Source organism: Kribbella sp. NPDC058693, assembly GCF_042715335.1.
GTDB classification, from domain to species: domain Bacteria; phylum Actinomycetota; class Actinomycetes; order Propionibacteriales; family Kribbellaceae; genus Kribbella; species Kribbella jiaozuonensis.
Genome location: NZ_JBHXSQ010000003.1, coordinates 1024973 through 1050460, shown reverse-complemented (window position 1 = coordinate 1050460; position 25488 = coordinate 1024973). Strand labels below are relative to the sequence as shown.

Sequence of the window (25488 nt, the reverse complement as noted above, 5' to 3'; positions counted from 1 at the left end):
CACAACCCCCCTAAACCACACCCCCCACCCAACCACATACCCCACACACCGGCCCCCCACCCCCCCCCACCCCACCACCCCCCGTCCCCCCGCCCGCGGCGCCCTTGGGGGGGGGGGCGGCGGTCTCCTGAAGCTTCTCCTCAGTCCGACCTGTCACCCACACGTCGAATCCGGCTGCCGCAAGTGCCAGCGCCATCTCCCGCCCCAGCCCGGACCCACCACCGGTCACCACCGCAACCTGCGTCATCGCGCCACCCTTCTCCCTGGTCTGACTGCCGTCCAGGATGGCAGCAACGCAGCAGCCATCACGATCATGACCAGCAACTCCAGCCAGACCGCGTGCCCGAGCGGTGGCACCAGTTCCTCGGTCAGGTTCCACGCTGCGTGCACGAGGATCGCCCCCGGCACCCCACCCAGCAGCTTCTCGCTGACGAACAACATCAAGAACGTCAGCGGGAACAGCTCCAGGAAGAACGTCACCCCCGCCGACGTGAACAACCCGTCATCGTGCTGCCCCGTGCCAGGCAGGAAGTACAGCGGCACATGCCACAACCCCCACACCGCCCCGAGCACCGCAGTCGTCCCGAGCGGACCGAAGTACTCCCGTAGCCGCGGCTGCACGTACCCCCGCCACCCGAACTCCTCCGACACCGGCCCCGCCAAGAACGTGTACGCCGCCGCGCCGAGCACCCCTCCGGCCCCCGCGACGACGGACGACGCACGACCAGCCAGCTCAGGCAACCGGCCGGACAACACGCAAGCAGCGAACGGAGCCAGCGCACCGAACCCGACCGCCGCCACCGGCCACCTCCAGGACCAGCGGACCACCCTCCGCCGCTCCCGCCGCCACAGCCACATCACCAGCGCAGCCAACGACGGCCCGGACGCAGCCAGTGCGAACACAAGCGACCCCACGCCCTCGTTCACATCCGTGCCGGTCAGCCCGAGGATCGCCCACGGCACCCAGGTCAGAACCAGACAGACAACCCCGAATACCACCAACGATCGCTTGATCACCGCCCCAGCCTTCCGACGGCCGCAGCGCCCGACCAGGGTGCTGGACCGACCTCTGAAGGGGATCCAGCACTACCTCGCGTCACAAAACACCCCCTTACACCGTCGAAAAGATGTACGCAGCGCGATTCGGCTGCGGACAGTGACCATCCGACGACCGAGAGCAAATGAGTGGCGGCTCAGTTGAAGATCTTGGAAACTCATTTGCGTGTATCACGCAAGCATGTATATGCTTGCAGCATGCAAGTAAACGACGCGTACTCTCCGCAGACCCCCATCGAGGGCGTCATGCACGCGTTCACCCGGATCGGACGCCGGCTGAAGGCCAAGCAGCCCGGCGACACGATCGACCACAGCGCGCACGTCGTGATGTTCGCGTTGCGGTGCAACGGCGCACTGCGCCTGTCCGACCTCGCCGGGCGACTCGAGCTCGACGCCTCGACCACCAGCCGGCACGTCCGGTCCCTGGAGCAGCTGGGCCTGGTCCGCCGCTCCCCCGACCCCGACGACGGCCGCGCCTTCCGGGTCGAGCTGACCGAGGCCGGCATCGAGCAGTGGGAAGCCAGCGCCCGTCACCGGATGGAGCTGCTGAGTGCCGCGATGGAGGGCTGGTCCGAAGAGGACGTACAGACCTTCGAGCGGCTGATGACCCGCTTCGCCGACGGCGTCGCCGCCCGGACCGAAGCACCTTCCAGCGCCGCCTGGGCCGAGAAGGGGTGGGCCGCCGTGGCCCCGAGACCCTCCGCCCGGGCAGAGCGCAGTACAGACCAGAACTCCGCGGCCAGCGGCGACCCCGCAGCCCGTGAGAACACCGACAAGAACCTGGAGAGCACCAAATGAGCACCACAGAGCCTGCCACCGCCGGCGGCGCTGCGCCTGATAGCGGTCCTAGCTACCTGTCCCACAAGCAGATCCTGGTGATTCTCGGCGGCCTGATGGCCGGGATGTTCCTGGCCGCGCTCGACCAGAGCATCGTGGGTACGGCGCTGCCGCGTATCGTCAGCGAGTTCAACAGCCTCGACAAGTTGTCCTGGGTGGTCACGGCATACCTGCTGACCTCGACCGCCTCGACCCCGCTGTGGGGAAAGATCTCCGACCTCTACGGCCGCCGCCCGCTGTTCATCGCGGCGATCGTCACCTTCCTCGGCGGCTCGGTGCTTTCCGCGCTGTCGCAGAACATCGAGCAGCTGATCGGCTTCCGCGCCGTCCAGGGTCTGGGCGCCGGCGGTCTGATGTCCCTCGCGTTCGCCACCATCGGCGACGTGATCCCGCCGCGCGAGCGCGGCAAGTATATGGGGTACTTCGGTGCCGTCTTCGGCCTGTCCTCGGTGGCCGGCCCGCTGCTCGGCGGTCTGCTCACCGACGGTCCCGGCTGGCGCTGGATCTTCTGGATCAACGTCCCGATCGGTCTCGTTGCCCTGGGCATCGTTGCCGCCGTACTCCGGCTGCCGCACGTGAAGCGCTCGCACAAGATCGACTACCTCGGCGCCTCCACGGTCGCCGCCGCCGTCACCTCGCTGCTGCTGGCCGTCTCCTGGAGCGGTCCGAGCAACGGCTGGGGCAACGCGACCACGCTCGCGCTGCTGATCGGCGCCGTCGTACTGGCTGTCGCCTTCGTCCTGATCGAGCTGCGGGTGGCCGAGCCGATCATCCCGATGGACCTGTTCAAGGGCCGGATCTTCTCCGGGTACGCCGGATACGCGTTCCTGCTGGGCTTCGCGATGTTCGGTGCGCTGATCTTCCTTCCGCTGTACCTGCAGGCCGTCAAGGACCTGTCGCCGACCCGCTCCGGCCTGGCGTTGCTGCCGATGATCGTCGGTATCTTCTCCGCGTCGATCCCGAGCGGTCAGATGATGAGCAAGAGCGGGCGGTACAAGCACTTCCCGATCATCTCCGCGGTGCTGGTCGGCGGCGCGATGGTGCTGCTGTCCACGCTGGCCCTGACCACGCCGTACTGGCAGCTGGCGATCTACATGTTCATCATGGGCGCCGGCCTGGGTCTGTCGATGCAGATCACCGTCACCGCCGCGCAGAACAGCGTTCCCCGGCAGCACATGGGTAGCGCGACCTCGACGATGACGTTCTTCCGCTCGATGGGCGGCGCGATCGGTACGGCGGTCTACGGCGCCGTACTGACCAGCCGGCTGAAGGACCACCTGGGCGACATCATCCCGAACGCCACGCAGTCGATGGTCGACGGACTGGCCAAGGCGGCCAACAGCGTCCAGGCGCTGCACTCGCTGAAGGAGCCGTTCAAGGGCTTCGCACTGCACGGTCTGGTCGACGCGATGGACGACGTCTTCCTGGTCTCGCTGCCGTTCCTGGCGATCGCGCTGATCCTGGCGATCATCACCCCGGAGCAGCGGCTGGCCGGCCGCAACGACGGCCCCAAGGCCGAAGGTGAGGGCGAGGGCGAGGAGTCGCTGGAGGCTTCTGCCGCCGCCGCGATGCACTGACCCGGCACCGAGGTTTACCGCACTGAGACCAAACTCCGGTTGACCTACCCGACAGCCGCCCTGGGAAGCTTCCCAGGGCGGCTGTTCTTTTGCGCTCCGTGAGATGAACGGGCCGTCTGACCCCGCCGGGGTCGTAGCTTCGACAGCAGAGTGTGATGTACCGCGACGATAGGAACAGCCGCACGGATGAAGACACTTGACCGGCCGTTGGACGACGACGACCGCGCGATGGCGGACCTTGCCGAGGTCCGCGACTGGCGACGCCTCGGCGGACCGCAGTCAGGTGCCACCGGCCCCGATCCGGTGCGCCGCCTGATCCGCCGGGTCAAGTCGGCGACCAACTGGAAGCCGTGGCCGATCAACCGCAGGACCGTGATCGACGACCAGCTGGACGGCTGGGGATTCCTGACCCGGCGCAAGACCGAGCTCGCGGTGTACGACGACCAGGTGCTGCCGCACAGCCCGTTCAGCGGCTGGGTCGCGTTCGCGATCGAGCGCAACGACATCGACGCGGCGGTCGCCGGACTCGACGAACACTGGCCGGCGAAATTCGACCTCGCCTGCCGGCACTGGGGACAGCCGGCGTACGTCGGAATAGACAGCAAGACCGGATTCGTCGACGACTGGTCCCCCGGGGCCGGCGCCGATCGCCGCCACCTCGCGGTCTGGACGCCGCCGGGCGCCGAGATCCACCTGTACAGCAACAAGCCGACACCGCGCCCGTTGTCGGTATCGGTCGGAATCAACTACACGGTCTACCTCAACGAGGAGGGGACATGAGGACACCAACAGCCATCGCCCGAGAAGCTCAACGCGACCGCGAGTTCTCCAACGTCGGCACCCCGGCGACCACCGGAGACCACAGCAGCGTGTCCGAGACCTCGCTCACTGCCCTCGCCCACGCTCGCAACGCCGCCACCGCAGGCCCGGCCGCCGGCTCGCTCGACGCGAACCTCCGCGCCGGCCTGCTACCACCCGGACCTACCCGCGCAGCGGGCAGCACCGGCGCCCGCCCCCAGACCGGCGGCCCGGCAGCCCGCGGCAACGACCGGAACGGTCCGGCCCGCTAACACCGGATCCGCCTTGTTTTCAACGCAATTCCCCGACACCCCGGAAGGAACAAGCCCGGAATGAAAACGCAGGACAGGCCACTCGACGAGGACGACCGGGCCTTCGCCGACTTCGCCGAGATCACCGACTGGTCGGCGATCGCCGGACCGAACAACAACGACAGCGGGCCGAAGGTCGTCCGGGCGATCGTTCAGCGGGTCACCTCGGCCACCGACTGGCAGCCCTGGCCGCTCGCCCAGGGTGAGCAGATCGACCGCGCGGTCGCGTCATGGGGTTTCACCACCAAGCGCAACAGCACGATCATCGTGTTCCCGGGGATGGCGTTCGCGGATGCCAAGAACAGCGGCTGGTGCGCGTACGACATCGAGCCGGCCGACATCGCCGAGGCCGAGGCCGGTCTCGACGCGCACTGGCCGGAGCACCTCGAGCTGGCCCGCAAGTACTTCGGCGAGCCGACGTACGTCGGTGACGACAGCCAGCCGGGCTTCCTCGACGACTGGGGTCCGGGCGCCGGATCCGACAAGCGCCACCTGGCCACCTGGCTGCTGCCGGGCGCGCACCTGCGGCTGTTCAGCACCAAGCCGACCAGTTCCCCGCTGACCCCCGCGGTCGGCGTCAGCTACGCGGTCTACATCAACTAGGAGACGTAATGACGACCCCTACTCAGGAAAGCCCCGCGTGGCAGCAGGGCAGCTGGATGCAATCAGGCGAGTGGCTCGCGAACCTGAACGAGAACGAGCAGGCGAACCTCCGCGCCTTCGTCGGTATGACGCCGGAGCAGCGCACCGCCTCGGTCGAGTTCGCCGGCCTGGACGCGCGTCAGCAGGCGAACCTGATGCGCGCGGCGAACACCGACCCGCTGCGGGACCGGGTCAACGCTGCTGTGCGCGGCGCCGTCGCCCGGGTTCACCTGGCGTACGACAACACCCAGCACCGGCTGAGTGACGCCGCCCAGACCCTGGCCACCCAGGCCCGGGAGTACCGCGACGCCGCGGTCGGCGGCGCGACGCGTGCGTACGAGAGCACCCGGGACACCGTGGCGCAGGCCGGCCGCGACGCCCGTGACACGGTCGTGCAGGCAGGCCGCGACGTACGGGCCGGTGCCGAGGAGCTCGGCCAGCAGGTCGCCGGTGCGTACAACCGCGGGGTGGACCAAGTGAACGCCGCGGGCCGGCAGGTCGCGGACACCTACCGGGGTGCCCGGGACGGCATCGTCGACGCTGCTCAGCGCGGTCAGGTCCGCCTCGACCAGGCGTGGCAGGCCGGCGCCGACCGGCTGAACGAGACCGGCCAGCAGATCGCCCAGGGCGCCCGGGACCTCCGGACAGCTGCGGTCGGCACCGCTCGGGACACCCGGGACGCGGTCGTCGGCGGCGCCCGGACTGCCCGGGACGCGGTTGCCGCGACCCCCGGCAAGGTGGGCCGTTGGTTCGAGGCCAAGTTCAACAACACCATGCTCAAGGCCGAGAGCTCGCTGGCGACGTACAACGCCGGCCGGCACAACCCGCCGATGGGCGCGGACATGACCCAGGCGATGGACAACAAGACGCAGCTGGCGATGATCCAGCAGTGGAGCGAGAGCCTTCCCGGTCAGATCTCGGTCGAGACCAACGACGCGATCCAAAACCTCGCCCAGGCGTCGCAGGCCCAGATCGACGCCCAGAACGCGGCCCGCCTCGCAGGCGGCGTAGCCCCGGCCAGCCAGGCCGTCGGCCAGCCCCAGCAGCAGACCGCCCAGCAGGGCGAGCAGACCGGCCAACCGGCCAACCTCACCAAGAACAACGACAAGGGCGGCCTCAACCGCTGACCCCGGTCATCCGAAGACGCCGCCGAGCCTGGCTCGGCGGCGTCTTTCGTACTCCGGACCAGGCAGACTGGCCGTCGTGAACCCGCTGCAAACCAAGCTGGCCACCATCGGTCTGGAAGCCCTGGCCCCCTACGGCTTCGTCCTCGCCGGCGGCTACGCCCTCCAGGCCCACGGCTACGGCACGCGCGAATCCGACGACATCGATCTCTTCACCAACATCCTCGATCCGGACAACTTCACCCGCGCCGTCGAGCAGCTCGTCAGCGCGTACGAGGCGAACGGCCTCACCGCCGAAATCGCGAGGCGCGCACCCGTGTTCGCCCGGCTTGTCGTCGATTCGGCCGCGAAGGTCGACCTCGGGGTGGATCACCGGCAGCGCCCACCGGTGCTGACCGAGGTTGGTGCGGTCCTGTCGGAGGAGGACTCGATCGGCAGCAAGGTCGGCGCGGTGTACTCCCGGCTCGAACCGCGCGACTTCATCGACGTCCAGTCCGTGCTGGACAGCGGACGCCACGACCCGGCCACTTTGCTAGCGCTCGCCGATCAACGGGAAGCCCTCCCGCTCGACCGTCAGATGTTCGCCGCCCAACTCCGGGCCGGCGCACGGCTCCCGGACAGCGGATTCACCCGGTACGGCGCTACTCCCGAGCAGATCGCGCGCATCCGGCGTACGGCGACCGGGTGGGCCCTGGAACTCGACCCGCCGTCCGGTGGGCCTGCTCTCTGAGACGATGGTCAGATGAGCGACAAGAACGAGGCCCAGCCCGGCGATACGTACGCCTCGATGATCCCCTACATCGTTCCCGAGTCGCTGGACCGTCTCCAGGGGCCGACGAGCGGTGTCGTGGACCTGCCGAGCCGCCTCGACTGGGGCCCGCACCGGACGTACGACCTGGCCAGTGTCGACGACGCGATCGCGCTGTACAGCAAGGTGATCAGCGAAGCCTCGACCCAGGACGACCTGAGCGAGTTCCTCAACCGCGACGTGCTGTTCGCCGTCTGGCAGCGGCTCCGGCTCCCACGCCGGTGCGCCGAGTTGTGGAACCAGGCCTTCCCGCAGCTCACCTCGGCCGGCCCGGCCAACGGAACCCGGGGATGAAGCCGGAACATGAACGCGCAACGCGGATCGCGTTGTCCTCACTCCGGGACAAGGGGTTCGCGTTAGCCGGGGGCAACGCCCTGTCCAAGCACGGCATCGGCAGCCGCGAGTCCGACGACATCGACCTGTTCACGAACGACCTGAACCAGAACGTCGGTGAGTCGGTCGAGGGCCTGAAGACGGCGTTCGAGGAACAGGGATACACCGCGGAGGTCACCCGCCAGTACCCGGCGCACGCGCGCATCGAGGTCGCGAGAGGTGACGAGAAGACCCATATCGACCTCGGTCAGGACTACCGCAGCAAGCCCGCCGTCGAGACCGACGTCGGCCCGGTGATCTCGGTGGAAGACGCCGTCGGGTCCAAGGCCGCCTCGATCTACACCCGCGGCGAGGCCAAGGACTTCGTGGACGTCAACGCCGCGATGGAGGCCGGCTACTCGACCGACCACCTGCTCCAGCTGGCCGACGCCCGCGAGGCGTCCCCGATGGACCGGCCGATGTTCGCGCAGCTTCTCGACGACGCCCAGCGGATCCCTGACGCGGAGTACGCCAAGTACGGTCTGGATGCTGAGCAAACGGCCGGGCTGAAGGAGCGGATGGGCGCCTGGGCGAACCAGATCCGGACCCGAGAGGCCAACCCGGACATCGACAAGTCGGTCGGTCTGCTGAACAGCGGCCAGGCGATGCCCGGGCAGAGTCAGGCCGCCGGCTCGAGCAGCTCGGCGGGGCACCGGCCGTCCCTGAGCCAGGAACGCAGCAAGGGCGAGCGGGGCAGCTAGTCCTCGGTCGGAAGGGGATGGCGCCGTCTGGGGAGCGGGCGGCGTGGGGGGTCCGGGGGTGGGTCGTTGCCGGCCAGGTGGTTGACGATGGCGTTGAGGACGGCGGCGGTGGGGACCGCTATCAGCGCGCCGACGATGCCGGCGACCACGACGCCGGTGGCGATCGAGAGAATGACGGCCAGCGGGTGGACGCTGACCGCGCGGCCGAGGAGGAACGGCTGGAGGACATGGGCCTCCAGCTGCTGTACGCCGATCACGACCGCGAGCATGACGATCGCGACGATGGGGCCCTTGGCAACCAATGCTACGAGTACGGCGACCACGCCGCTGACCAGTGCGCCGACGACCGGGACGAACGCGCCGACGAACACCAGGATCCCGATCGCGCTCACCAGCGGCAGCCCGAGGATCGCGGCGCCGAGTGAGATGCCGATCGCGTCCACGGCCGCAACGACGATCGTCGCGCGGACGAATGCGGTCAGCGAGACCCAGGCCCGCCGACCCGAGGAGTCCGCCTTGTCGCGGGCCCGGCGCGGGAACAGCCGGACGAGCCAGGCCCAGATCTGTTCGCCCTGGTACAGGAAGAAGAACAAGCAGAACAGCGAGATGAACAGCCCCGCGACGACATGCGTGGCCGTCGTACCGACTGCTGCTGCCTGCTGGCCGATCGCGCCGCCGGAGGTGATCTGTTCGCGCAGGGTCTTGATCGCGTTGGTGACGTCCTGGTCGGTGAGGCCGAAGTTGATCCGGCCCAGCTCGCGCAGCTTCTGCACACCTTCGCCGACCTGGGTCGACAAGCTGTCGAACTGACCGGCGATCTGCGTGCCGACCAGCGTCAGGAGGCCGGCTACCAGCACGACCGTGGCGATCACGGTGATCCCGGCCGCGGCGCCGCGCGGGAGGCGGAGCTTCTGCAGGCCGTTCGTGATGGGCACGAGCAGCGCGGTCAGCAGTACGCCGACAGTGATCGGTACGAAGACCTCGGACAGGTACCGGATGCCGTACCCGATCACGAGGACCGCCGCCACGACCGCGAGGAACCGCCAGGCCCAGGTGCTGGCGATGTACATCCCGCGCGTCACCCCGGCGTCGTCGACCGGCGCTACGTCATCGGCAAGCTTCTGCCCTTCCGACTCGCTGGACTCCTCAACGACCTCGTTGTCCGCCACCGGACTCTGATCCTCGGAGACCTCCGCGTCGTCCCGCCCCGCCTCGCTCATCACACCTCCGCAGCTCGGTTGTTGCTGAGACTAGGGCATGTGTCCCGATCCCGCGCCGTAGCGAGGAGGTGCTCGGTGCGGTGCATCGGCGCGCGGGGGCGAAGGTCTCGATGCGGAGCATCGTGGCCTTTGCACCCGTGCGGCGAGGTGCCGTGCCGAGTGCCCCGCAGTAGGCGCGGGGTCGGGACACATGCCCTTAGTGCCCGCGCGCACCGGTTCCATGAATGTGGGCGGCCAGCCCCTCCGCCGCCTTCGGCTCGTCGTGCGCGAGCAGGCCGACGGCCGCGAGCACGTAATCCGCGTCCACGCACACCTCCGCCCGCTGCGGGACGAGCCAGCCCTCCTCCTGCGCGTTCGTCCCGATCGAGCCCAGGATCCGCGCCGCGACCTCCGGCGGATTGTGTCGCAGCACTCCCCCGGAGCCGACCAGCAGATCCACCTCGCGCAGGTCCTTTCCGGAGCGCTCGATCACCCGTCCGCCAGGCCCGAACACGATCCGCTGCCGCCCCGCATGCCGCCTGAGCGCGACCGTCGCGGCGACGCTCGCCAGCGTCTCGTCGTACGACGCTTCCTGCTGGTCTTGCGGCAGAAATGAAGGATCGTCATGCCGGCGTTCGGCAGCAGCTCGTACTGCGTCCGCATCCGCGATCAGGCCGGCCTCGATGGCCGCCGCGACCACCGGTACGGCGCTCCAGCGCATGCCGAGATCACCCTCGACCGTACGGGTGACCGGATGGGTGGCGACCACCTCGCGTCCGAGGTTCGCGTCCTCGGGGTCGAGCTCGATCACCGAATGCACGTCGGTGGTCGCGCCGCCGATGTCCACGACCGCCACGTCGCCATGGAGGCGGGCGAGCACCTCGACACCACGCAGTACGACGTCCGGCGTCGCGGCCCGGATCATGCTCGCGAACGACGGATCGCGGGACAGGTTCTTCCCGCCGATCACATGGGCGAGGAACATCTCCCGGATCGCGGCCCGCGCGCTGTCCGGAGCGAACACGCCGATCTCCGGCACGACGTTGTCCGCGAGCACGTGCGGTACGGCGGCGGCCGTCAGCGTGGCGGCGATCTCGGCCTGCGCCTCGATGTTGCCCGCGACAACGACCGGTTTCCGCCATTTGTACTTCGCCAGCGTCTCGGCCGCCTTCAGCAGCACCGCCGAGTTGCCACCGTCCGTCCCGCCGAGCAGCAGTACTACATCCGGCCTATCCTTGCGCAGCTCCTTCTGACCGGTTGCGGTCAGCCCACCGTTGACGACGGCAACCACCCGGCCGCCGCTGGACAACGCGACCCGCTTCCCCGCCTCCGCGGTGACGAGCTCTTCGTTGCCCACGACACCGATCCGCAGGCCGCCGCCCGCACTCGAACAGGCCAGCACCTCGGCCTTCTTCACCCCACGATCGACATCCTCGAGCGCGACCCGGCAGGCATTCCAGCCGTCCATCACGTCGGTGTCGATCGTCGTACGGTGCTCGGCCCGGGCCACCAACTCGCCCGAGCCGATGTCCACGGCAACCGCTTTCGTGAACGTCGACCCGAAGTCGACGGCCACTACCAGGCTCATGCCATCGAGCGGTCGAGGTCGAGGAGCAGGTCGTCGACCGTCTCGATGCCGACGCTCAGCCGGATCAGGTCGGCCGGGACCTCGAGCGGCGTACCGGCGACCGAGGCGTGGGTCATCTTGCCCGGGTGCTCGATCAGCGACTCGACGCCGCCCAGGGACTCGCCGAGCGTGAAGACCTCGGCCTTGTTGCAGATGTCCAGCGCATGCTTCTCGCCACCGGTGACGCGGAAGCTCACGATCCCGCCGTACCGCTTCATCTGCTTGGCGGCGGTCTCGTGGCCCGGGTGGCCGTCGATGCCCGGGTACAGCACCTGGCTGACGGACTTGTGCCGCTGCAGGAACTCGACGACCTTCTCGGCGTTGTCGCTGTGCCGGTCCATCCGGACGCCGAGTGTCTTGATGCCACGAAGCACCAGCCACGAGTCGAACGGGCCGGCGACCGCGCCGATCGCGTTCTGGTGGAAGGCGATCTTCTCGGCCAGCTCCGCGTCGCGGACTACGAGCGCGCCGCCGACCACGTCCGAGTGCCCGCCCATGTACTTCGTGGTCGAGTGGACGACCACGTCGGCGCCGAGCTCCAGCGGCTGCTGCAGGTACGGCGAGGCGAACGTGTTGTCGACCACGAGGAGGGCGCCGGCGTCGTGCGCGATCTGGGCGACGATCGCGATGTCCGCGACGTTCAGCAACGGGTTCGTTGGGGTCTCGAGCCAGACGACCTTGGTCTTCCCGGGCTGGATCGCGGCCCGGATCGCCTCCGGGTGGGTGACCGCGGCCGGCGTCATCTCGACGCCCCAGTTGCCGAGCACCTTGGAGAACAGCCGGAACGTGCCGCCGTACGCGTCGTCGGGGAAGACCACGTGGTCACCCGGCACGCACAGCGAGCGGATCAGCGTGTCCTCGGCCGCCAGCCCGCTGGCGAACGCGAACCCGCGGCTGCCCGCCTCGATCGCGGCCAGGCACTCCTCGAGCGCCGTCCGGGTCGGGTTCGCGGAGCGGGAGTACTCGTAGCCGTTGCGCAGCCCGCCGACGCCGTCCTGCTTGTAGGTGCTGGTGGCATAGATCGGCGGGACCACCGAGCCGGTGGTCGGATCAGGCTCGTTCCCGGCGTGGATGGCGAGCGTCTCGAAGCCGTAGTGGTGTTCCGTGTTCACCGGACCAGCGTACGGCCTGGTCTGATCGACCCGTGCACGCCGTCCACAGCCGGGCCGATTGCCGGGATCCAGGTTGTCCACAGGCGCGTCGTACCAGGTGGCGAATGACCCACTGCGCCGCCTACGGTTGCGGTCAGTGGTTGCCGCCGGGGACCGAGAGGAAGGACGACGGGGCCGGATGAAGACGCAGGACAGGCCGCTCGACCAGGACGACCTGGCGATGGCGGACCTCGCCGAGATCCTGGACTGGGCCGTGATCGCCGGTCCGGACGGCGACGATGCCGGTCCGGAGGTGGTGCGCGCCCTGGTGAACCGGGTGATGGGCCGGACGACCTGGCAGCCGTGGCCGCTGGAGGCCGGCGAGGTCATCGGCGACGAGATGGTCTCCTGGGGATTCACCACCCGGCGCGGGACGACGATGATCGTGTTCGACGGGCTCGCGTTCCCGGACTGCCCGGACAGCGGCTGGTCGGCGTACGACATCGGTCCTGATGACATCGCCGCGGCCGAGGCCGGTCTGGACGCGCACTGGCCGGACCACCTCACCCTCGCGACCAAGCACTGGGGACAGCCCGACTACATCGGTGATGAGACCAGCGTCACGTTCGTCGACGAGTGGGAGCCGGGCGCCGGCACCGGCCGACGGCATCTCGCCGTCTGGCTGCGCCCGGGCGCCCAGATCCACCTGTACAGCAACAAGCCCAGCAAGGACCCGCTGACGACGTCTGTCGGGGTCAACTACGCCGTTTACATCGACTAGGAGACCCGGAATGAGCGAGCCCTCCTCGGAACCCCGCCAGGGGCGGATCTCCCGCTGGCGTGCCCGGTCACGCGGCACGAAGACGATGAAGGCCGGGTACGCACTGGCCGCGCGCGACGTGAAGAACTGGGACAAGGACGTGCTGGCGCGCATCGGCAGCTCACGGATGACGCCGGCGCACCTGGCCCGGCTGGCGCAGGTGGGCGTCAACGCGCAGATCCGCCCGGAGCAGCACGCCGCGACGTCGCAGTCGATGAGCCAGCGCGCGACCAACCGGATGCAGTGGAGCCAGCGCCAGCAGAGCCCGACCAGGAATCCGTTCCGTCAGGCGGCGCGGCGGATCTCCCGCTGGCAGGACGTGCGGCACGGCACCAAGATGGTCAAGGCCGCGATGGTGCTGGCGGCCAAGGAGGCGAAGAACGCCGACCCCAACGTCAGGCTGGCGATGGGGAACGACCCGGCCATGACCAAGTCGCAGATCTCCAACATGGTCCAGGGCCAGATGGAGTCGGCTTTCAAACCTGAGTTGTATGCGCCACGGCAGGAACCGCAGCAGGGTGCCGGTCAGCAGCAGGTTCAGGGCCAGGGGCAACAAGTTGAGGGGCAGCAACCGGTCCAGGGCCAGCAGGTGCCGCAGCAGGTGCCGCAGCAGGTGCCGGGGGGTCAGCGGGTGATGCAGCAGCTGACGGCTGCGGCCGGCGGGCAGGCGGCCGGAGAGACCGAGCAGGCGCTGGTCCAGGCCTTGGCCGAGTTCCAGCGGCTGCAGGGCGAGATCAAGCAGCTGATCGAGACCCGGATGGCGCAGATCCAGCAGGAGAACGCCAACCTGAGCGCACTGCTGAACCAGGTGAGCCAGCAGGGCCAGCAGGTGGGCCAGCAGGTGGGCCAGCAGCCGCAGCTCGACCCGAACGTTCACAACGTCGGCCAGCACCCCATCGTCCGGACCGAGGAAACCGCCCAGCAACAGCCCGGCGACACCCCGCAGACCGAAGGCGAAGAAGTTGCCGAGGGCCAGCAAGGTGGCGACGGCCAGCAGACCGCTGAGGGCCAGCCGGTTGTCGTTGAGAACGCGGTGGAAGGCGGTAGTCAGCAGGTCGTGGTCCAGAGCGGCCAGGACGGCCAGCAGGTCGAGGCTACCGGTGAGCAGGTGCCCAGGGCCGAGGGCTGGACCAGGGTCGCCGAGGAACCGGAGAACCACGCCGAGCAGCCCGTCGAGGGTGCAGCTCAGGGGCAGACGGAGGCGAGCGGCGGAAATCTGGCTGCGAAGGCAGAAGCCTCCAGAGCCGCGCAGGCCGCGGGCGACGTCGCCCCTCCGCGGCCGTCGTCTCCCCAGCAAGCCGCCGAGACCGCCCAGTCCGGAAGGCAGGACCAGACACAACGCACCGGTCAGCTCGCAACCAAGTCCTCAAAGGACACCGGCCGAGGCAACTGACCACCAGCACGACACCACGAACGCCGCCGCTCACCCCGGCGGCGTTCGTCGTACTCCGCCCTAGAAGTCGACGAGATCCAACTGCGCCTCGACCGGCGCACCTTCGGCCAGCCTCTCGGCGACCCGCACCAGCTTCTTCACCGGCAGCACGTAGCTACCGGACTTGCTCGGGAACAGCGATGTCTGCCACGTGCTCCCACCAACCGTCACGCTGACCCGCACCGACCCGAAGCCCTTGCGCCGTCCTTCCGTCAGATCCGCGATGTCATCGCTGATCTGCTCCGGGACTGCGACGAAGTACCAGCTGCCTTCGCCCGGGTGTTGCCACAGCGGTGCCGAGAACCGGTAAGTGCTCACACCTCAGGATTTCAGGCGGACGGTGAAGATTGGTAGGAGGAAGTGGACGAGGGGGCCGATCGCGAGGGCGTAGACGACGGTGCCGACGCCGATCGAGCCGCCGAGGAGGATGCCGGTGGCGAGGACGGTGAGCTCGATCGACGTACGGACGAGGCGGACGCTCAGGCCGGTACGACGTACCAGGCCCGTCATCAGCCCGTCGCGCGGGCCGGGGCCGAACTGCGCGCCGATGTAGAGCGCGCCGGCGAGCGCGTTGACGACGACGCCGGCCAGCATGAAGACGATCCGGAGCCAGAGCGCGTCCGGGCGGTCGACTGTCGCGAGGGTCAGGTCGGTGACCAGGCCGATCACGATGGCGTTGCTGATCGTGCCGAGGCCGGGCCACTGCCGCAGCGGGATCCAGGCCAGCAGTACGACGAAGCTGACCGCGATCACCACGGTGCCGAAGCTGAACGGGAAATGCTTCGTGATGCCGGAGTGGAACACGTCCCACGGGTCCAGGCCGAGGTTGCCCTGGATCATCAGGCCCATCGACGCGCCGTACAGGGTCAGCCCGACGTACAGCTGGACGAGGCGTCGCGGCAGGTGGCCTGCTTTCAGCTGCTGGATCGGGTTGATGGGCGCTAGCTGGCGCGGCGGCGCGTCCGAGGTGGCGGTCACGTTCTCCAGTGTCAGCTGTAAGTGGCCTGGTATTCGATAGCCAATTACGCCATAGTGGACTGCATGAAGGGGCAATATCTCCCGGCCAGCACGCTCGTCGGCCTGCTCGGTGCGTGGGCCGACGGCACCGGACCGGCGTACTGGCTGCTGGCCGAGCGGCTCCGGCTGCTGATCGCGGACGGCCGGATCACGCCCGGTTCGCGGCTGCCGAGCGAGCGCGAGCTGACCGACAGCCTCGGCGTCAGCCGTACGACGGTCGCTTCGGCGTACCGGGAGTTGCGCGACCGTGGGTACGTGATCAGCCGCCGCGGTTCGGGCAGCGTCACCGCCCTCCCGGGGCGGGTCCAGCCCTCGCTCAGCCGGCATCACGCGCCGACGTTCGAGACCGACGGGCACTACGACTTCACCGCGGCCGCCCCGGCCGCCATCCCAGGCATCAGCGCGGCCGTCGCGTCGGCCATGGACGAGCTCCCCGCGCAGCTCGCCACCCCTGGCTATCACCCGCAGGGCCTGCCGGAGCTGCGCGCCGAGGTCGCAGCCGTGTACGCCGAACGCGGCCTGCCGACCTCGCCCGACCAGATCATCATCACCGCCGGCGCGCTGGCCGCGACGTCGATCGCGATCCGGGCGATGACCCAGATCGGCGACCGGGTGCTGACCGAGAGCCCGACCCACCCGAACTCGGTCGACGCGATCCGGCACAGCGGCTGCCGGATCGTCGCCACCCCGATGAGCCCGGACGGCTGGGACCTACCGTTGCTGGAGGCAACCATCAGGCAGACCGCGCCGCGGGCCGCGTGGCTGGTGGTGGATTTCCAGAACCCGACCGGATGGTTGATGCCGGCGGCGGATCGCAAGCAGCTGGCGACGGCGTTCGCGCGGAGCCGTACGACGGTGATCGTCGACGAGACGCTGTACGGGTTGTCCCTCGACGGGCAGGAGATGCCGCCGCCGTTCGCGTCGTACCACCCGGAAGGTGTGATCACGGTCGGGTCGGCGAGCAAGCTGTTCTGGGGCGGTCTGCGGATCGGCTGGATGCGGGTGCCGGAGGCGCTGGTCGCGCAGGTGCTCGACGCCCGCGCGTCGCTCGATCTCGGGGCGCCGGTAGTGGAGCAGCTGGTGGTCGCGCAGTTGCTGCGGCAGCGCGGCTCGCTGCTGCCGGATCGCCGGCTGACGATCGCCCGGCAGCGGGACGCCCTGGCCGAGGCCGTGTCCGAGGAGCTGCCGTCGTGGCGGTTCCGGCTGCCGGGCGGCGGGTTGTCGTTGTGGTGTGACCTGCCGGAGCCGGTCGGCTCGAGCCTGGTCGGGCTGGCCGAGCGGAACGGCGTACTGCTGGTCGCCGGCGCGCGGTTCTCGCCGGACGGCGGGCTGGAGTCGTTCATCCGGTTGCCGTACACGCTGCCCGCGGATGCGCTCCGTGACGGAGTACGTCGGCTTGCGGCGTCGTACGCGTCGCTCACCAGCGGTATGCCCCGGGCCCGGCGGTCCGCCGCGATGATCGCGTGACGTCATCGCGCCGTAAGGGGTGCGGGGAAGGTCCGCCTTACATTCGGCGTTGAGAGACTATGAGAGTCACTCTGCGAGAGGCGTGAGAATGTCGTTCTTCACCCGCAACACCGCCATGGTCGAGCCCCAGGCCGCTCTGCCGGGCCGTCCCACCCCTGGTTTCGCCGTACCGGACGAGAACATCGTCCTGCACACGCCGCAGACCGCCGCCGCGCCCGAGGGGTTCGAGGAGGTCTGGTTCGGCACCGGATGCTTCTGGGGTACCGAGGAGATCTTCTGGCAGCAGCCCGGCGTGTTCACCACGGCCGTCGGCTACGCGGGCGGTTACACCCCGAACCCGACGTACGAAGAGGTCTGCACCGGCCGCACCGGCCAGACCGAGGCCGTCCGGGTCGTCTACGACCCGACCAAGACCACCTTCACCGACCTGCTGAAGGTCTTCTGGGAGACCCACGACCCGACACAGGGCATGCGCCAGGGCAACGACCTCGGTTCGCAGTACCGCTCGGCGATCTACTACACCACCGACGCCCAGCGCGCGGAGGCCGAGCGCACCCGCGACCTGTACGCCCCGGTCATCAAGCCCCTCGGCTACGGCGACATCACCACCGAAATCGCCCCCGCCACCACGTTCTACTACGCCGAGGCCTACCACCAGCAGTACCTGCACAAGAACCCCAACGGCTACCGGTGCCACAGCAACACCGGTGCGAAGTTCCCGGCTGGCGCCTGAGCTAGCGCGATGCCCCTGGACTCTCTGAGTTCAGGGGCATTTTGGCGTTCTGGCGCGCGACCACCAGGACGACGGCTCCGGGGAGGGTGGCGACCAGGGCGAGCATGCCGTAGACGACGGCGACGGTGACGCCTGCTGCCGCGGTCAGGCCGATGGAGCTGAAGGCCCAGGCGGCGGCGCCTTCGCGGGGGCCCCAGCCGGCGATGTTTGTCGGGAGGGCCGAGGCGGTCAGGACGACCAGGGCCAGGGGGAGCAGCCGTGTCGGCGACACGTGAGCGCCGGTCGCTCGTACTGCGATCAGGAAGACAGCGGCGTGGCCGAGTACGGCGATGGTGGAGGCGAGCAGGATGCGTGGCCAGGCACGTGGCGCGAGGACTGCGTTGCGGAGGTCGCTGGTGAAGGCGCGTCCGATCCGCGAGGAGAGCCGACGTCCCTTCAAACAAAGGAGTACGGCGACGACCACGACCCCAACGGCGACCGCAGGAACAAAGGCGGGCGAAAGTAGAGACAGCACGGCAGCTGTCAGCATGAGCTGCACGGCAAATCCCGACGTACGCTCCCATGCGACGGCTCGCAGGCTGCGGCCTACGTCGCCGACCTCGCGACCGTGGCGTACGGCGCGGTGTACGTCGCCGACCACCCCGCCGGGCAGCGTGGCGTTGAGGAACTGGGATCGGTAGTACGCCGCCACCGCTGTCCGCAGCGGCAACTCGACGTCGAGCCCGCGGGCGATGAGCCGCCACCGCCAGGCGCAGCACAACGTGGTCACTGCGGTGATTGCGAGCGCGGCCGCGAGCGGCCAACCGGTCGTCAGCCGGAGCCCGTCCAGCAACGGGCCCGTGCCTACCCGCCAGACGAGAACGGCGAGGATCGCAGCACCGCCCGCCAGGCGAGCCCAGGTCCACACGCTTCGGCTGATGGCAGGCTCCGATCTCGCAGTACGGCCTCGTACCTGTAGCACGGCTCGCACCTACTGCTGGTTCATCCGTCGACTTCCGACAGCACGTCCGACAGCTCGCGTGAGGTCTGTGACCAGTCGGACAGCGTCAGGCGCCGGGCCCTGGCCGCCACCCGCAGCCGGTCGCGCTCAAGCGGATCCCCCAGCCACCGACGCAGCGCCTGCGCGAGAGCCTGTGGGTCGTCAGGCGCGACCAGCAGGCCCGGTCGACAGCCGTCACCCGTATAGCCAAGGGCCTCCGGCACGCCGCCGACCTCCGTCGCCACAACCGGCAGCCCGCGCGCGAGCGCCTCGGTGACGACCATGCCGTAGGTCTCGGCCTGGGACGCCAGCACCAATACATCCGCCGCTGCGTAGGCCCGCTCGAGTTCAACGCCCGTGAGCGGGCCGTTGAAGCACACCCGGTCGGCCAGCCCTAGTTCCTTGGCCTGCCGCCGCAGCCCGTCGGCGAACTCCACCTCGAGGTCCAGTGCGCCGACGAAGTCACACCGCCAAGCCGGACCATCCACCATGGCGAGCGCATCGAGCAGGACGTCGGGCCTCTTGGTCCGGGTGATCGCCCCGACGCAGAGCAACCGCCCGCCGGACGGCGAACCGGCTGCCAGGTCGGCCACGTCAGCGCCCGGTCGAACGACGTACAGGCGATCCTTCGGCAGCGCATAGTGGTCAAGCACCCACTGCCGGGTCCAGTCGCTCGTGGCCACGATCGCGGATGCCGCCGACAGCGCGGCGAACTCGCGCGCCTCGTCCCGCGGCATGTGCAGGAGTACGACGAGCCGCACCCGGTCGGCCTCCGGCTCCAGTACCTCGGGGACCACGGACGCGATCAGGCCATCGACCAACACCAGTCCGCCCTCAGGGACTCGGGCCAGCGCCGCGCCCACGGCCGAGCGGGCCGCCGCGTCCGGCTGCGTCCATTGGCCGGCGACGGCGTGCTCCTGGACCGACCAGCCGAGTGCCCTGAGCCCGTCAGAGACGCGTCGGTCGTAGACGTTGCCACCGCTCGGCCGCCGCGGGTCATCGATACCCTCCGGGACCAGAAAGTGCACCTCAGTCTCCTTCTCCTGGTCGGCTGAACCGGTGCGACGCTGTTCTCGTATGACTGTCGTACCCGTAGCTACGGAGGCACTGTGCGTCTGGTTCAGGGTCGAGTGCGCCGCCACATCCGGACCGGCCCGCTCGTCGGCTTCGCCGGTGTGCTCGTGCTCCTCGGCGTACTCGCAGCGGTCACCGGTCTCGATGTCGCCGGCTGGGTGGCCGGTGTCGTCTGCGGAGCCGGCCTTGCCACGCTGCTCACCCGCGCCATGGCGCATCAGCGTCGTGACAGGCTCGGCCCCGCGGACAGGGTGACACTGACTCGCGCGGTCCTCGCGTGCGGGGTCGCGGCACTCACGGCGGACTCGTTCGGCGGCGAGGCGCCGGTGGCGGTCCTCGTGACGCTCGCGACAGTCGGGCTGTTCCTCGACGGCGTAGACGGGAAGGTCGCTCGGCGTACGGGCACCGTGTCGGCGTTCGGTGCGCGCTTCGACATGGAGGTCGACGCGTTCCTGATCATGGTCCTGAGCGTGTACGTCGGCCGTACGGCGGGCTGGTGGGTGCTTGCGATCGGTGCGGCCCGCTATCTGTTCGTGGCGGCCAGTTGGGCGTTGCCGTGGCTGCAAGCGTCGCTCCCGCCTCGCTACTGGGCCAAGGTGGTCGCCGCGATCCAGGGCATCACCCTGACGCTCGTGGCGACCGACGTACTGCCCAAGGCCGTGGCCATCGTGGTGTTGCTGATCGCGCTGGCGCTGCTGTGCGAGTCGTTCGGCCGCCAGATCTGGAAGCTGTGGCGCAAGGCCGGAAGTCCGCCCGGTACTCGCGCGGCCGTGGCGTCGACGCTGGCGGTGCTGCTGCTCTGGGCTGCGCTTCTCCTGCCTGACCACACCGCCAGCCTGTCGCCGGCCGCGTTCCTCCGGATCCCGCTCGAGGGCCTGGTGTTCGTCGTACTCGTCTGCGTACTGCCGTCGAGGCTCGGGCGGATCTTCGCGGTGATCGGCGGTGTTCTCGTCGGGGTGCTGCTGGTTCTGCGGCTGCTCGACAGGGGCTTCTACTTCGCCTTCGACCGCGGGTTCCACCCTGTGTACGACGCGGCGTACGTCGGCTCCGCGTTCGGCCTGCTCGGCGACTCGATCGGCCGCGTCGGCGCCGTCGCAGTCTTCATCGGAGTCGGACTCCTGTGCCTGGCTCTGCTCGCCCTGCTGCCGCTGTCGGGCGTGCGGGTGACCCGGCTCGTGACGAGACACCGGCGGCCGACGTTGCGGATCGTCGCCGTACTCGCGGTGATCTCGCTCGTGCCCGCGCTGACCGGCGCCGGGCCGCAGCCGGTACGACGGGTCCCCTCGGCCTCCGCGGCTCGGCTCGCCACGCAGGTCGGTGAGGACGTCCGGGACCAGCGGGAGTTCGAACGGGCGCTCAAGGAGGATCCGTTCCGCGCCACCCCGGGCACCCAGTTGCTGACCGGCCTGAAAGGGAAGGACGTGCTCCTGGTCTTCGTCGAGAGCTACGGACGTACGGCGCTCGACTCGCCTGTCGTCGGGTCGGCGCTCGAGGCTGGGGACCGGCGGCTGCAGCAGGCCGGTTTCTCCTCGCGCAGCGGCTTCCTCACCTCGCCGACGTTCGGCGGCATCAGCTGGCTGGCGCACGCCACGCTGCAGTCCGGGCTGTGGGTGAACAACCAGCAGCGGTACGACCACCTCGTCACGCTGGATCGGGTCACCCTTGCCGACGCGTTCGGTCGCGCCGGCTGGCGGACGGTCGCCGACGTACCGTCCAACGACAAGGACTGGTCGGTGGCGAAGACGTACTACCACTACGACACGGTTTACGACCGCCGGAACGTCGGGTACGCCGGGCCGTCGTTCAGCTATGCCTCGATGCCCGACCAGTACACGCTGGCCGCGTTCCAGCGGCTGGAGCTGGACAAGCCGAACCGCGCTCCCGTCATGGCCGAGCTCGACCTGGTCTCCAGCCACACGCCCTGGGCGCCGCTGCCCCGGATGGTCGACTGGAGCCAGGTGGGCGACGGCTCGGTCTTCAACCCGATGCCGGCCGAGGGCGACTCGCCAGAAGACGTATGGCGGCAGCCGGACCAGGTCAAGGCCGCATACGACCAGTCGATCGCCTACTCGCTAGACGCCCTGACCTCGTTCGTCCAGCAGGTCCACGACCCCAACCTGGTCCTCGTCGTCCTCGGCGACCACCAACCGGCCAGCATCGTCTCAGGCAACGGCGCAAGCCACGAGGTACCCATCAGCATCATCGCCGCCGACCCAACCGTCACAAACCGAGCAGCAACCTGGGGCTGGCAAACCGGTCTCCGGCCGACCGCCACCGCCCCGGTCTGGCCGATGGACACCTTCCGAGACCGCTTCCTCACCACCTACGGTGGGTAGCCCGTTACTTGCCCGGGTCGAGTTGCTGGGCCAGGTATTGCTGGAGGCCGATGCGTTCGATGGCGTCCAACTGGCTTTCGAACCAGTCGACGTGTTTTTCCTCGTCGCGGACCATTTCCTCGAAGACGGCGGCGGAGCCGTGGTCGCCGACGTCGTGGCATTCCTTGGCGGCGGCGTTGAACTGGGCGACGGCGGCGAGCTCGCCGTCCAGGCCGAGGCGGAGCATCTCCTGGGCGTCCTCGCCGACGGAGATGGCGCCCAGCTTCTGCAGGTTCGGGTGGCCGTCGAACAGCAGGATCCGGCTGATCAGCGCGTCGGCGTCCTTCATCTCGTCGATGGACAGGTCGTAGAACGCCTTGCCCAGCCGGCCGAATCCCCAGTTGTCGAGCATCCTGGCTTCCAGGAAGTACCCGTTGATGACCGTCAACTCGAGCGTGAGCGCTTCGTTGAGCAGTACGACGACGCGTGGGCTAACCGGCTGCACCTGCCACCTCCGTGATTGAGGCTGCTGAGACCGGCCTCCCATGCTGGCACAACAACCGCTTCACCGAGAAGACACAACCGCCACAGTTTCGTCCCGCTCCGGTCGCACCGCACACCTGCGCGACCGTCCGCGCGCCGTTGTCGATACTCCGACGGACGTCGCGGTCGGTAACGACCTCACAGTGGCAGACGATCACACAGGTGAGGCTACCCTCACTTACCAGTCCTAGTCATGGTCATGTCCGTCACACGGTCAAAAGTAGCGGGCTCGGCGGGTGGTGCCCTCTACAGCTGTCGGGTGTTCTTCTCGCGGTGTTTGCCTACGTAGGGCTTTGCGGGTGGGGATTTGTGGATGGCTCGGTTGGGGGTGGCGAGGCCGGTGGTGATCGCGCGGGCTATGTCGAGATTTGCGGGCGGGGCCGGCGTGCTGGTGGGGAGTGACGGGCTGGGGACGATGGGGGCGGTGAAGCGGGGTTCTACGACGGTTTCCAGGGCTACGGTTCGGCGGAAGCTGTCGGCGAGGATGCTGAGGGTGGCTGCGTCCGCAGTGCCGGTCAGATGAGGGTCATGGGAGGCACGGCGTAGTACCTGGGACGCGGCCAGGAGGTTGCTCAGTTGTTGGGTGTGTTCTCGACGGGGGCGCCAACGGTGGGACTGGCAGCGGGTGGTGGCTGTTTCCAGTTCGGTGGCGACGTCGAGCATCGTGTGGGCGAGACTGCGGAGCGAAGGATCGTTGGCCTTCCAAACGTTCAGTGCGACGTCGCGCAGTTTCTCGCGGGTCTTGTCCAGGTACGCCGCGAGCTTGCGCAGCCGTCGCCGGTCGCGGACCCAGCGGCGTACCAGGACCGCGACCTCCCACACCGCGCAGCCGGCGGCGCCGATCAAGGCGCCCTCGGCAACGAAACCACCGATCACCGCACCATCCTGGCTGCCCGGGCGCGCCCGATCCACCTTTCTCGCAAGGCGCTAACGGACGCGGTAGAGGGACCCGCCGCCGGAGATGGCGATGCTGGTGGCCTTCCCGCCGACGTTGAGGTTGACGATGAAGGTCGTGCCGGACTGGCGGACGCTGTAGGTGACCGTGCCGGTGGAGCGGACCGGGACGACGAAGGACAGGATCGACGCGGTCGTGCCGGAGCGGGCCAGCATGAGGGTTGGAGCGGACTTGCGGGCGTAGCTGGTCGGGTACACCCAGCCCTGGATCGGGTTGGTCTGCGCCTGCTTGAGCAGGATCGCGCCGGCCGGAAGTGCCTGCTTGTACGGGATCTGGAACAGGATCGTCTTCGTCGTGTCGCCGGGCGCGGCAGCGATCGCGGTGGTCCGCGAGTACACGCTCGCCCGCTGGTCCGACGGCAGATGCCATAGCGTCTGGAACGCCTGCGCAGTCCTCGCCGACGCGCGGTCCCACGTCACGAGCAGATCCGGGTCCTTCAGCACCAGGACCGAGCGGACGCGACTGATCCCGCTCCCCGGCGCATCGCTCAACACATAGGACTCGGCGTTCGTCTTCACCGATGACGCGGTCAGCCGGGTCGTCGGATTGAGGTACGTCGAGAGCGGCGTCGTCATGTCACTGTGCGCACCAGGACTCACGACCCACGTGCGATAAGCGCCGGCGTTGTACGCCGCATATCCGCCGTCGACGATGATGTCCCGCCCGCGCGCCGTGTACGTGATGCTCGTGTGGTCGAAGTGCCCGTGGAACGCCCGCGGCGGTCCGAACCTGATGCTGTACGACGACTCGCCCGTGAACCCACGTGCTGCGTCGGTCCCCCACCCGGTCCGCCCGAACACGTACCCGGCCGAGTAGATCCCGACCCGCCACGGCGGCGCCACCCCGTCGGCGCCGAACGAGCCGGCGTACTCCAACGGCGTACCCACCCACGGGTACGTCGACTGCACCTCGGTGTCGCCGAGTTGATGCAGCTTGCCGAGCGAATTCGTTGCCAAGGTCAAGAACTTCGCCAGCAACGCGCGCCGGGTGGAGATCGTCGTACCGGGATCGACGCCGCAGTTCTGCATCACGGCGATCGCGCGACCCCAGAGCGAGTAGTTGAACGACGCGTACCCGGTCGACTGTTCGTTGGTCGCACCCTGGGAATCGATCGAGGTCGTGATCCCGGCCGCAAACCGTTGCTGGGCAAGGTTTCTGTAATCGGCGCGCCCGAGGGTGCAGCCCACGCCGAACAGCGCGATGCTCTCGTCGGTCCCGTGGTTCCACGCGCCGCTCCAGTAGTTCGTCAGGAACCGCGCGTGACTCAGCAACGCCGTGTCCAGCCAGGCGTACCGGGTCGGCAGCGTGGTCACCTGCAGCCCGGACAGGATCGCCTGCCGCAGACAGAGGAGCACGTTCGTCCGGTGCATGGTGGACTCCCACGCACCGACGTTCCCCTTCCAGGAGTACGGGTTGTCGCGGTACCAGTCGTACGCGATCGTGTTGACCCGCGTCAGCGCGGTCAGGTCACCCTGGCCGGCCGCGACGATGCCCTGCCCGAGCCAGCGCAGCGAGTGGAACCACATGTACCAGCTGGCGTTCTTGTACGGGTTCGACGCCCAGTTGATGTTGCCGCCGCCGTTACCGACCTTGTACGCCGCGTACGGTCCCCACTGGAACTTGTCGGCGTACAGGTTCGCCACCGGATTCGTCCGCTCGATCCCGCTGAACCCCGGGCACGCGTAGAACGGCGCGGCGAGCGACTGGATCTTGTTCTGCCCGATGTCGGTGGCCGGCGCGGCAGTCGCCGGTACGACGTTACTTGCCCCAGGCACGAATTGCGCCTCGAGCGGACCGTCCGGTCCGGGAACGATCTGGATCCCCGGCGTACGTGTCTCCCCTGTTGCCGTTCCGGCAGCCAACGCCAGAACGGCGATCCCCACGGCCATTGCGGCCAGCCCCTTGAATCGCATGATGTTGCACCTCTCCCCTTACCTGCCTTGATGCGACCGCGGTCCGGAATGTTTCGAACTCGCGGTCGGATCGGCAGGTCGCCGTTCGTTGGGAAGG

At 69.0% G+C, this 25488-nt stretch carries 27 protein-coding genes; 14 read left to right on the top strand and 13 right to left on the bottom strand.

Translation table 11 applies throughout. The annotated features are described in order from the left end of the window. Nucleotides 1–10 precede the first annotated feature (10 nt). Entirely contained in the window at nucleotides 11–196 is a 186-nt protein-coding gene (locus ACFWUU_RS23155) for a hypothetical protein (protein WP_380179053.1), read from the bottom strand. Nucleotides 197–243: 47 nt separating this feature from the next. Next, nucleotides 244–1017, bottom strand: a complete 774-nt coding sequence (locus ACFWUU_RS23150) for a type II CAAX prenyl endopeptidase Rce1 family protein (RefSeq protein ID WP_380178041.1) — start codon at nucleotides 1015–1017, stop codon at nucleotides 244–246. A gap of 237 nt (nucleotides 1018–1254) precedes the next feature. Here ACFWUU_RS23150 and ACFWUU_RS23145 point away from each other — a divergent pair, with 237 nt between their 5' ends. The 9 genes from ACFWUU_RS23145 (at nucleotide 1255) to ACFWUU_RS23105 (ending at nucleotide 8226) form a co-directional block, all read left to right on the top strand. Next, entirely contained in the window at nucleotides 1255–1854 is a 600-nt protein-coding gene (locus tag ACFWUU_RS23145; RefSeq protein ID WP_380178039.1) for a MarR family winged helix-turn-helix transcriptional regulator, read from the top strand. Next, nucleotides 1851–3470 carry an MDR family MFS transporter gene (locus ACFWUU_RS23140; protein ID WP_137258441.1) on the top strand — a complete coding sequence of 540 codons (1620 nt, stop codon included), beginning with the start codon at nucleotides 1851–1853 and terminating at the stop codon, nucleotides 3468–3470. Before ACFWUU_RS23145 ends, ACFWUU_RS23140 begins: the two co-directional genes overlap by 4 nt. Before the next feature lie 186 nt (nucleotides 3471–3656). Beyond that, a complete protein-coding gene (locus tag ACFWUU_RS23135; protein WP_137258442.1) occupies nucleotides 3657–4250 on the top strand; it encodes a hypothetical protein in 594 nt (197 codons plus the stop codon). After that, entirely contained in the window at nucleotides 4247–4540 is a 294-nt protein-coding gene (locus tag ACFWUU_RS23130) for a hypothetical protein (protein ID WP_380178037.1), read from the top strand. Before ACFWUU_RS23135 ends, ACFWUU_RS23130 begins: the two co-directional genes overlap by 4 nt. Nucleotides 4541–4600: 60 nt before the next feature. After that, a complete protein-coding gene (locus tag ACFWUU_RS23125) occupies nucleotides 4601–5182 on the top strand; it encodes a hypothetical protein (protein WP_137258444.1) in 582 nt (193 codons plus the stop codon). 8 nt (nucleotides 5183–5190) lie between these two features. Beyond that, on the top strand, nucleotides 5191–6348 hold the full coding sequence (locus ACFWUU_RS23120; protein WP_380178034.1) for a hypothetical protein: 1158 nt from the start codon (nucleotides 5191–5193) through the stop codon (nucleotides 6346–6348). A 76-nt stretch (nucleotides 6349–6424) separates the two neighbouring features. After that, a complete protein-coding gene (locus ACFWUU_RS23115) occupies nucleotides 6425–7075 on the top strand; it encodes a nucleotidyl transferase AbiEii/AbiGii toxin family protein (protein WP_380178032.1) in 651 nt (216 codons plus the stop codon). 12 nt (nucleotides 7076–7087) lie between these two features. After that, entirely contained in the window at nucleotides 7088–7447 is a 360-nt protein-coding gene (locus tag ACFWUU_RS23110; RefSeq protein ID WP_380178030.1) for a hypothetical protein, read from the top strand. After that, nucleotides 7444–8226, top strand: a complete 783-nt coding sequence (locus ACFWUU_RS23105) for a nucleotidyl transferase AbiEii/AbiGii toxin family protein (RefSeq protein WP_380178028.1) — start codon at nucleotides 7444–7446, stop codon at nucleotides 8224–8226. The genes ACFWUU_RS23110 and ACFWUU_RS23105 overlap by 4 nt, the downstream gene beginning before the upstream one ends. Here the strand turns inward: ACFWUU_RS23105 and ACFWUU_RS23100 are convergent. The 3 genes from ACFWUU_RS23100 to ACFWUU_RS23090 form a co-directional block, all read right to left on the bottom strand. Further along, entirely contained in the window at nucleotides 8223–9446 is a 1224-nt protein-coding gene (locus tag ACFWUU_RS23100; protein WP_380178026.1) for an AI-2E family transporter, read from the bottom strand. The two genes, ACFWUU_RS23105 and ACFWUU_RS23100, sit on opposite strands and share 4 nt — an antisense overlap. 196 nt (nucleotides 9447–9642) lie before the next feature. Further along, nucleotides 9643–11013 (bottom strand): glutamate mutase L, encoded by a 1371-nt coding sequence (locus tag ACFWUU_RS23095; protein ID WP_380178024.1) that lies wholly within the window; start codon nucleotides 11011–11013, stop codon nucleotides 9643–9645. Beyond that, complete coding sequence (locus tag ACFWUU_RS23090; protein WP_380178022.1) at nucleotides 11010–12164, bottom strand: cystathionine gamma-synthase; 1155 nt, start codon at nucleotides 12162–12164, stop codon at nucleotides 11010–11012. The genes ACFWUU_RS23095 and ACFWUU_RS23090 overlap by 4 nt, the downstream gene beginning before the upstream one ends. A 178-nt stretch (nucleotides 12165–12342) precedes the next feature. Between ACFWUU_RS23090 and ACFWUU_RS23085 the strand changes: the two genes are divergently transcribed. Continuing rightward, a complete protein-coding gene (locus ACFWUU_RS23085) occupies nucleotides 12343–12924 on the top strand; it encodes a hypothetical protein (RefSeq protein ID WP_380178020.1) in 582 nt (193 codons plus the stop codon). Between the two features lie 10 nt (nucleotides 12925–12934). Beyond that, the gene (locus ACFWUU_RS23080) at nucleotides 12935–14356 is read left to right on the top strand and encodes a hypothetical protein (RefSeq protein WP_380178018.1); all 1422 of its coding nucleotides are present in this window, start codon (nucleotides 12935–12937) and stop codon (nucleotides 14354–14356) included. 60 nt (nucleotides 14357–14416) lie between these two features. Here ACFWUU_RS23080 and ACFWUU_RS23075 read toward each other — a convergent pair whose 3' ends face one another. Next, on the bottom strand, nucleotides 14417–14713 hold the full coding sequence (locus tag ACFWUU_RS23075) for a DUF1905 domain-containing protein (RefSeq protein WP_380178016.1): 297 nt from the start codon (nucleotides 14711–14713) through the stop codon (nucleotides 14417–14419). Between the two features lie 3 nt (nucleotides 14714–14716). Next, on the bottom strand, nucleotides 14717–15373 hold the full coding sequence (locus tag ACFWUU_RS23070; RefSeq protein ID WP_380178014.1) for a YitT family protein: 657 nt from the start codon (nucleotides 15371–15373) through the stop codon (nucleotides 14717–14719). Between the two features lie 63 nt (nucleotides 15374–15436). Here ACFWUU_RS23070 and ACFWUU_RS23065 point away from each other — a divergent pair, with 63 nt between their 5' ends. After that, a complete protein-coding gene (locus ACFWUU_RS23065) occupies nucleotides 15437–16879 on the top strand; it encodes a PLP-dependent aminotransferase family protein (protein WP_380178012.1) in 1443 nt (480 codons plus the stop codon). Between the two features lie 88 nt (nucleotides 16880–16967). Then, nucleotides 16968–17612, top strand: coding sequence for a peptide-methionine (S)-S-oxide reductase MsrA (msrA, locus tag ACFWUU_RS23060; protein ID WP_380178010.1), 645 nt, complete (start codon nucleotides 16968–16970; stop codon nucleotides 17610–17612). Nucleotide 17613: 1 nt separating this feature from the next. Here msrA and ACFWUU_RS23055 read toward each other — a convergent pair whose 3' ends face one another. Together ACFWUU_RS23055 and ACFWUU_RS23050 are read right to left on the bottom strand one after the other, a co-directional pair. Beyond that, on the bottom strand, nucleotides 17614–18519 hold the full coding sequence (locus ACFWUU_RS23055) for a YbhN family protein (RefSeq protein ID WP_380178008.1): 906 nt from the start codon (nucleotides 18517–18519) through the stop codon (nucleotides 17614–17616). 74 nt (nucleotides 18520–18593) lie between these two features. Next, complete coding sequence (locus ACFWUU_RS23050; protein ID WP_380178006.1) at nucleotides 18594–19619, bottom strand: glycosyltransferase family 4 protein; 1026 nt, start codon at nucleotides 19617–19619, stop codon at nucleotides 18594–18596. 81 nt (nucleotides 19620–19700) lie between these two features. Here ACFWUU_RS23050 and ACFWUU_RS23045 point away from each other — a divergent pair, with 81 nt between their 5' ends. After that, the gene (locus tag ACFWUU_RS23045) at nucleotides 19701–22001 is read left to right on the top strand and encodes a CDP-alcohol phosphatidyltransferase family protein (protein ID WP_380178005.1); all 2301 of its coding nucleotides are present in this window, start codon (nucleotides 19701–19703) and stop codon (nucleotides 21999–22001) included. Between the two features lie 4 nt (nucleotides 22002–22005). Here the strand turns inward: ACFWUU_RS23045 and bfr are convergent, their stop codons facing one another. The 4 genes from bfr to ACFWUU_RS23025 all read right to left on the bottom strand — a co-directional run bounded on the left by bfr (nucleotide 22006) and on the right by ACFWUU_RS23025 (nucleotide 25391). Beyond that, nucleotides 22006–22485 carry a bacterioferritin gene (bfr, locus tag ACFWUU_RS23040; RefSeq protein WP_137258460.1) on the bottom strand — a complete coding sequence of 160 codons (480 nt, stop codon included), beginning with the start codon at nucleotides 22483–22485 and terminating at the stop codon, nucleotides 22006–22008. Continuing rightward, entirely contained in the window at nucleotides 22472–22681 is a 210-nt protein-coding gene (locus tag ACFWUU_RS23035) for a bacterioferritin-associated ferredoxin (protein WP_380178003.1), read from the bottom strand. The genes bfr and ACFWUU_RS23035 overlap by 14 nt, the downstream gene beginning before the upstream one ends. Before the next feature lie 88 nt (nucleotides 22682–22769). Next, entirely contained in the window at nucleotides 22770–23399 is a 630-nt protein-coding gene (locus ACFWUU_RS23030) for a hypothetical protein (RefSeq protein WP_380178001.1), read from the bottom strand. A gap of 51 nt (nucleotides 23400–23450) precedes the next feature. Beyond that, nucleotides 23451–25391 (bottom strand): heparinase II/III family protein, encoded by a 1941-nt coding sequence (locus tag ACFWUU_RS23025; protein WP_380177999.1) that lies wholly within the window; start codon nucleotides 25389–25391, stop codon nucleotides 23451–23453. Between the last annotated feature and the right edge of the window lie 97 nt (nucleotides 25392–25488).

Bases quoted from the DNA above. Each gene is read 5' to 3' on its own strand.
- ACFWUU_RS23155 (WP_380179053.1), bottom strand. From the start codon at position 196: ATGGCGCTGGCACTTGCGGCAGCCGGATTCGACGTGTGGGTGACAGGT.
- ACFWUU_RS23125 (WP_137258444.1), top strand. From the start codon at position 4,601: ATGAAAACGCAGGACAGGCCACTCGACGAGGACGACCGGGCCTTCGCC.
- ACFWUU_RS23095 (WP_380178024.1), bottom strand. From the start codon at position 11,013: ATGAGCCTGGTAGTGGCCGTCGACTTCGGGTCGACGTTCACGAAAGCG.
- ACFWUU_RS23080 (WP_380178018.1), top strand. From the start codon at position 12,935: ATGAGCGAGCCCTCCTCGGAACCCCGCCAGGGGCGGATCTCCCGCTGG.
- ACFWUU_RS23065 (WP_380178012.1), top strand. From the start codon at position 15,437: ATGAAGGGGCAATATCTCCCGGCCAGCACGCTCGTCGGCCTGCTCGGT.
- ACFWUU_RS23135 (WP_137258442.1), top strand. From the start codon at position 3,657: ATGAAGACACTTGACCGGCCGTTGGACGACGACGACCGCGCGATGGCG.
- ACFWUU_RS23100 (WP_380178026.1), bottom strand. From the start codon at position 9,446: ATGAGCGAGGCGGGGCGGGACGACGCGGAGGTCTCCGAGGATCAGAGT.
- ACFWUU_RS23105 (WP_380178028.1), top strand. From the start codon at position 7,444: ATGAAGCCGGAACATGAACGCGCAACGCGGATCGCGTTGTCCTCACTC.
- ACFWUU_RS23085 (WP_380178020.1), top strand. From the start codon at position 12,343: ATGAAGACGCAGGACAGGCCGCTCGACCAGGACGACCTGGCGATGGCG.
- msrA (WP_380178010.1), top strand. From the start codon at position 16,968: ATGTCGTTCTTCACCCGCAACACCGCCATGGTCGAGCCCCAGGCCGCT.
- ACFWUU_RS23140 (WP_137258441.1), top strand. From the start codon at position 1,851: ATGAGCACCACAGAGCCTGCCACCGCCGGCGGCGCTGCGCCTGATAGC.
- ACFWUU_RS23110 (WP_380178030.1), top strand. From the start codon at position 7,088: ATGAGCGACAAGAACGAGGCCCAGCCCGGCGATACGTACGCCTCGATG.
- ACFWUU_RS23145 (WP_380178039.1), top strand. From the start codon at position 1,255: ATGCAAGTAAACGACGCGTACTCTCCGCAGACCCCCATCGAGGGCGTC.
- ACFWUU_RS23130 (WP_380178037.1), top strand. From the start codon at position 4,247: ATGAGGACACCAACAGCCATCGCCCGAGAAGCTCAACGCGACCGCGAG.
- ACFWUU_RS23120 (WP_380178034.1), top strand. From the start codon at position 5,191: ATGACGACCCCTACTCAGGAAAGCCCCGCGTGGCAGCAGGGCAGCTGG.
- ACFWUU_RS23025 (WP_380177999.1), bottom strand. From the start codon at position 25,391: ATGCGATTCAAGGGGCTGGCCGCAATGGCCGTGGGGATCGCCGTTCTG.